Below are 6,620 nucleotides of genomic sequence, written 5' to 3'. Positions count from 1 at the left end.
GCCACACCAACCCGACAACACCCCAGCCGCCGCTTGACAACCGACATAGAGACACCCCCCACCCCGCCCATCCCCTGCCGCCAACCCCACCGGCCACGCGACACCCAACCCACACGTGCCAAGCCGCGCCGGCTAGTTCACGACCCAATTCCTTTGGCCAGCACGGCAACCAGCACCGGCACTGCTCCGGAGCAGCTTGGCCCGCAGCACACATCACACAATCCACCTCTGCGACAGGCACCCCGCCACCAACGCCCCAGCCAGATCCGGCCCACCGCGGGGTGACCCTTCGGACCCCATGGCGCTACCGCCCCTCCATAGCCGGCGCTTGACCAGCAGTGACCCTGTGATCAGGACCGTGGGCTCGTATGCCCGTGCGGGCTACTCCGGATCGAGCGTGCTCCCACCAACGGAGCCATGGCATCGCGTCTGACGGGGCTCCCCGCCCTCGTCCCGGGAATGGCGGCATCAGGTGATACGCGGCCATGCCGGCCACGATCAATGCCACACCGAAGGCAGCGAGTTCGATCACGGACACGCTCCTCGTAGGGAATAGCGAGAGGAGAACGACTCCGGAGGACGCAGGCGATCCACGTCGCCGCACCGGTCCAACTGTTACACCACGACCTCCCTGTCAATGCGCGAATAACGGACACAGTTCAGGCACCGGACGAGAGCACGGCGATAAAGACGCTCTTGAGGCAGGACAAACCACCGAGGCGCCGGTAACCCAACAGCGGCTCCCGCATACCGGCCCGGTCTGTCCCACCCGTCATGACGGAGACGGCACCATCCCGGCCGCCCCGTAGAAGAACAGCTACCCACTCAGATCGCCGGCTTCGCGCCGGCCAGGGTCTCGAACGCGGTGACTCAGACTCACCACCAGCAGGGGGCAACCCCTCCGCGTCTACCGCCGTGCCATCCACTTACACGACCTCTTGGCCGACGGAGACAGGTCGCCCTGTCACACCATCACCTCGAACCGCATTCGTACCAGTACCTAGGGTAGCGAAGACCGCGAGACGATCAAGCCCTTTACCGCGATCGTGGGCGCTTTTGCCGAATCGGACGCGATTGCGGGATCAAGCAACTCGGGGCCGGCCGGATTCCCTCGAAACCAGCACCGGAACCACGAAGTGGATCAAGCCAGTGGTGAGAGGATCCAGTGACCAGAGGATGAGGGCACTCGCGCCCACTCCGCCGGCTGCCCGGGACCCGCACATGGCAGAGGCCCCGGACGCGGCGTACGTCCGGGGCCTCTGGCCTGCGGAGGATGCGGGATTTGAACCCGCGAGGGGCTATCAACCCCAACACGATTTCCAATTCCGCTCCCCAGCGTTCACGCGGTGATCAAGGGGGCCTGCGCTGCTGGTCGGCGACACGGCTGCAACGCTGGGGCATGGTCCGAACTGAGCTGAACTGAGACGACGACTGAGACGCCGCGCTCCCTCCGCCATCACATCGCGCCTCCAATTCGACTGCTCGACCTGACACCAAGATCAGGTGTCAGGTGTCAGACACCGCGGTTTCCCCAGGAAGCGTGCGGGTGCGCACGTGCTGACACCGTGTCTGACACCATCGCTGACAGGTCCGCAACGGTGTTCTGACCCCATGCCCGCAGCCTCGCCGACCGGCCGCCAGCCGGACCCTGGATGCCGAACGACGGGGGCGTGAGTCAGTGGGGGCGGCGTGAATAGTCACTACCCAGCTCGTACGGCTCGTTCACGCGGGCTGACGTGCGGTGATGGTGTGCACGTGAATGGGTGAGTGGTGTGGGAGCAGCCCGGCCGGAGCGTGCCGGGTGGGCGTGTTGCCGCCCGCGGCCCGTTCACTCACTACCGAGCCGCGCTGACCGCCCGCCCGACCCGCTGATCGGTTGCGGTTCAGCCGCAACCGGTCGCGCCATCGCGACCCGACCCGCGACCGTCCTGGTCAGCACCGACACTGCTCGGTCGCGGGTCGCGCCTCCCGCCTTTCCTGCCTCAACACTGGCCTCGGAGGCGCTGTCGTGATCCTGCTCGTCGCGACCGCGACAGCCGCGAACGCGGTGCGGCCCGGTCTGCTCCCCTCCGGCTCCAGCTCACGGAGCGGAGCACAGATGGGCTGAAACAGTGGGGGCAGGGGAACGGCAGGAGCGAAACGCTCCGGAACGGGGGAACGCACCGAGGCATCGGTCATCCTCGGCCTGGCCGCAGGGGGGATCCACTCCAAAGCACAGGGGAACGCGCCTCTACGGCGATCTCAGGGCGCGTTTAGAAGCCCTGTGCCGTGCGTTCCTGCCGGCCCGACGCTGACTCCGGCCGGTGTGGGCTGGGCCGGCTACGGCGCTCCTGGCGTCGTGGTTCGACAGGCTGGAGCCGGGGGATCTCCCAACCCCCCGGCTCCAGCCGGATACCTCACGCTCCGGCTGCCCCGGCCCGCTCGGTGTGCCCGGTTGGGGCTGGAGCATGGTGGGAGGCAGGCGGCGGGTGGCCCGAACCTCACACCATGCTCCAGCCCCTCACGCAGCCCACCCAGGCGCGTTGCCTCGGCCGCCCCACCCATCGTCACCGGTGAGGGTGCGTGACGCCTGACGAGACGACGCGTCAGAAACGCTCCCACCCCGGTTCCAACGCGTACGCGCGCACACGCGCACGAAGACCTGTCAGAACACCGTTCTGACAACCGCCTGACGCGTCAGGCGGCATATACGGACCGTGACTTCCTAGAACCGCCGGCGGCCGTATCCTCGACGGTATGAGCGAGCAGCCGGTCACCGTCTCCGCCGACGACCTCCACACGGTCAGCCGGCAAGCGGCCGTGTGGGAACAGGCCGTCCGCCGCGCCGAACACGGCGAAACCGTCCCGGTCATCGCCCACGGCGAGCACGTCGCCGACGTCGTGCCCTCCGGCGAGCTGGACCGCCTCCGCGAGACCATCGACGTGCTCTCCGACAGCGACCTGGTGCGCGACCTGCGCGACGGCCTCGCTGACGCGCGCGCCGGGCGCGTGGTCACCGCCGAGCAAGTCGCCGCGGACCTAGCCGCCCGCCGTACCACCGGCGAATGAGCCACCCCGTGCCCTATGCGGTGACCTTCACCGCTGCCGCCAGGCGCGGCTTGGACAAGCTCCCCTACCCCGCGGCCGTCGCACTCTATGAGCACCTCACCGGTCCGGTGGCCGGCAACCCCTACCGGCTGGGCAAACCGCTCAATGCCCCGTTGGACGGGGTGTGGAGCACCCGACGCGGCGACTACCGCGCCCTCTACACCATCGACGACGACACCCACAGCCTCACCGTCGTTGCCGTCGCCCACCGCCGCGACGCCTACCGCACACGATGACACGGCCCCCCTGTTTCAGCCTTCTCCCTCCCCAGCGCATGACCATGATTCGACAGACATCCAACCGCCCCGCAGAGGACAACACTGAGCCAAAGCCCGTAGCCTTGGCCTGTGCCAGGAGCGATGAGGGACGTCACGAACTCTAAGCAGTTCAGCGCTCAATCGAGCCTGAACGTGCTCCGAGCAGCGTGTGACCTGGTTGGACTGTCGGACAAACACGCCGAACTGATGCGCCTAGGCGAAAACGCCCTGTACAACCTGCCGGATTTCCACGTCGTTGTCCGAATCGCACGAACGATGGACTACTGGGCTGACGCAGAAAACGAGGTAGCTGTTGCTCGTTGGCTCGCGTCGCACGGCTTCCCCGCAGCAGACGTCGCCGACTTTCCTCAACCGATCGAGGTTGACGGGCACCCTGTCACGTTCTGGCGTTTCATCCCTGGTCGCGAAGGTGACCGAGAGGATATCGCGACACTTGGCACAGTCCTGCGTCGGCTGCACTCGACCCCTCTACCGACAGACTTTCGTTTGCCAGCGGAAGACATACTTGGACGCGTCGCACCGCGAATCAAGACAGCACCGGTGTCAACAGCAGACAGGGACTTTCTTTTGGTCAGGCTTGCCGAACTCAGTTCCGCTTTGACACATTTGAGCTATCCACTCCACCCAGCGCCAACACACGGTGACGCACATACGGGCAACCTCATGATTTGTGAAGGTCAACCCATTCTCATTGACTTTGAACGCGTCGCATGGGGGCAACCCGAATGGGATCTAGCTGTGTCCGCAACTGAGTACCAGACTGCCGGATGGCTGACTGAGGAAGAATACCGAGATTTCGTCGACGCCTACGGGTACGATGTTACGACCTGGACAGAAGGTTTCGACACGCTACGTGCGGTGCACGAACTGAAGATGACTACGTGGCTTATGCAGAACGTCAACGAGTCGCCCGATATTGCAGAAGAGTACCAGGTAAGAATGCGCACGATTCGTGGTGACAGGTCGTCGGGTTGGCGCCCGTTCTAGTCGCGATCAAGTAGGATCAGTCCTGGATGCTTTTCACGAATGAAGCTGGTGAACTGCTGTACCGCCGGATGAACGGCGTAGCCTGCGGTCAGCGAGTTGTGAAAGTCGGCGACGTAGCGAAGGTACCGATTGGACTGCAATCCCTCGGCCATCTTCACCGCATCCGTCGCGAGGGCGATTGATTCTTTCAGGCTACGGGCCGTTAACGCACCGGCCGCGCTCACCATGCCGATAAAAGCTCGTGTTCTGGGTGGAGTGCGCACCGGGTCAATCGCTTGAGCGACAAAGAGCTGAGTTTCGCGTGGCTTGCCAAGGTCTCGGAAGCAGTGTGACGCCTCGCCCGCAAGCTCCAAAGCATCGAAATAGCTGATCCAGTCAGGATCGCTATCAGGGTTGCGCTTCTCAAACTCTTGCTCGGCCTGGTGGAGGATCGTTATACAGCCGCGCGTATCTCCCATACTCGCCAGTGCGCGAGCCTCCATAGCGAGGAACATTGCCCGCACGGTCGCTGACGCTTTACGCGATGTTGCGGACTGCGCAGCTCTCGCGTACTGTAAGGCGTCGCTAAACTCCCCTACGTAGTTCGATTGGTGACTTAGGTTAGAGAGGATCTGACCAGCCATAAGCGGGTCATCTGCCTCACGAGCCAAGCGGAGACCTTGTACGAAATAACATTGAGCGGCGCGATGCCGGCCAGCATCGTACGCGCTCCACCCAAGAACCTCAGCCGCATCGGCAGCAGCTCTAAATATCTCGCGTCTGATTGGTTCGGGGTGGCGTTGCCGAAGTGCTGGCACAACTTCTGACTTCCAGTAGTGCAGCAACATGGTCCGGGTGTGACCGCCTCCGAACTGAAAGTCCAAGTCAGTAAGGTGTCGAATGGTGGCCCGTATGCGCGAAGCTACACTAACCCCGGACTGCGTTGGTGGTCTCTCTTCGTCGGACGCCAGTCGGCCCGAAAAGAGATAACCTGTAATTACGCCTGGTGCAGTAGTAGGAACCCATTTTGACGTCATGACCGGCGAGCTGTCGGTGAGATCTGCCGATGTGAGCTTGTCTAACAGATCGACGGACCGTTCAGGCTGCTCATGGTATTGGGTCCCCTCATCCAAGACATCTACATCGGCAGCGGCCTGAATTTCGCCAAACCCGATCTCAGCCAGGGAGACAACCCGACCCAGCTTGGCGCTGAGCGCTGCCGCGATCCATCGAGCCGTCCTATCCCGAGGACGAACACCGTCCAGCCAGCGGCGAACCGCCACGTGGTCGGCCGCGATCTTGTGTCCGGCGCGGCTGGCCTCATCACACACTCGTCGCGCGAGACCCTTGTTGCTGAGCCGAGCTTCGTCCATCACCGCTGCTAGAAGGCGGTTCGGCTCCCGTTGGGTGCTCACCTGATCACCCCCTCAGAGCAGTAAAGCACCCCCATGCACCCCCCAGGTGCACATTTGCACCCTCCGCGCACACTGTTGAGCCCCCGGGATTGGCCGGTTCCATGGTGGCCATGACAGCGACGACAGCAACGACCGGCGACCCAGCGGACGTGCCGACGGCACTACTTCGCCGACAACCGCTCTTCCAGCGCGATCAGGCGTCCGTTGATCTCGTGGAGCAGCCTCAGCGCCTCTTCAAGCTCGGCCGAGCTAGGCCCATCTCGCAGCAGTGTCGTGTCCAGCCTGCTCAGATCGAGATCAGGACGGACGAACGAGCCCGTTCCGTGCCGGGTGGCGATGACCGAACGGTCACGCAACAGAGCGAGAGCACTCTTCACGGTGCCGATGGCAACGCCGTACTGCTCTGCCAGGTCCTTGAGGGACGGAAGCTTGTCACCCGGCTTGTACCGCCCTGCTTCGATGCCCGACAGCAAGTCCTCAGCCACTTGAACGTACGGCGGTTCGATGCCGTCCAACGTCAGTTTCCCCATGTCATCGAGGGTACGGAAGAGTCAACTACCTCAGTTAGCCAGAGAGAGTTGACTCTCTCTGACTCAGTCGGCTAGCGTGTCTGCTGTTGCTGGAACCCCAGTGACAGCCTCCAGAAGCAAAGATGCCCCGGTGGTGCTGGCACACCGACCGGGGCGTGCATCCGAAGTGGAGACCTCACGATGCAGGGCAAGGGTACCCGGGTGTTCCGGGTGAAGGCAGTGGCCGAGATGTTTGACGTCTCGGTGTCGACCGTCTACCGGGAGATCAAGGCCGGTCGGTTGGACGCGTACAAGATCGGGAACGCGATCCGGATTCCGGAGGAGGCGTTGCGCGCGTTCACCAA

6 protein-coding genes are annotated in these 6,620 nt (G+C 63.8%); 4 read left to right on the top strand and 2 right to left on the bottom strand.

From position 1 onward, the window contains the following. Window positions 1-2,736 precede the first annotated feature (2,736 nt). From IEY55_RS31250 to IEY55_RS31240, 3 genes are all read left to right on the top strand, one after another. Entirely contained in the window at window positions 2,737-3,048 is a 312-nt protein-coding gene (locus IEY55_RS31250; RefSeq protein ID WP_229686943.1) for a hypothetical protein, read from the top strand. After that, the gene (locus IEY55_RS31245) at window positions 3,045-3,323 is read left to right on the top strand and encodes a type II toxin-antitoxin system RelE family toxin (protein ID WP_189062191.1); all 279 of its coding nucleotides are present in this window, start codon (window positions 3,045-3,047) and stop codon (window positions 3,321-3,323) included. Before IEY55_RS31250 ends, IEY55_RS31245 begins: the two co-directional genes overlap by 4 nt. 123 nt (window positions 3,324-3,446) lie before the next feature. Then, window positions 3,447-4,352 (top strand): aminoglycoside phosphotransferase family protein, encoded by a 906-nt coding sequence (locus IEY55_RS31240; RefSeq protein WP_189062190.1) that lies wholly within the window; start codon window positions 3,447-3,449, stop codon window positions 4,350-4,352. On the opposite strand, the gene IEY55_RS31235 is transcribed toward IEY55_RS31240, so the two are convergent. Both IEY55_RS31235 and IEY55_RS31230 read right to left on the bottom strand, forming a co-directional pair. Next, complete coding sequence (locus tag IEY55_RS31235) at window positions 4,349-5,746, bottom strand: NsdA family TPR-like regulatory protein (protein ID WP_229686942.1); 1,398 nt, start codon at window positions 5,744-5,746, stop codon at window positions 4,349-4,351. The genes IEY55_RS31240 and IEY55_RS31235 overlap by 4 nt on opposite strands. Window positions 5,747-5,907: 161 nt before the next feature. Further along, window positions 5,908-6,276: a GntR family transcriptional regulator gene (locus tag IEY55_RS31230; protein WP_189062189.1), complete on the bottom strand. Its 369-nt coding sequence runs from the start codon at window positions 6,274-6,276 to the stop codon at window positions 5,908-5,910. Window positions 6,277-6,456: 180 nt separating this feature from the next. Here IEY55_RS31230 and IEY55_RS31225 point away from each other — a divergent pair. Then, on the top strand, window positions 6,457-6,620 hold a 164-nt coding region (locus IEY55_RS31225; RefSeq protein WP_268239380.1), incomplete at its 3' end, for a helix-turn-helix domain-containing protein.

The organism is Longimycelium tulufanense, assembly GCF_014645795.1.
Classification (GTDB): domain Bacteria; phylum Actinomycetota; class Actinomycetes; order Mycobacteriales; family Pseudonocardiaceae; genus Longimycelium; species Longimycelium tulufanense.
The sequence above is the reverse complement of the archived record's forward strand: the minus strand, read 5'-3'. Positions and strand labels throughout refer to the sequence as shown.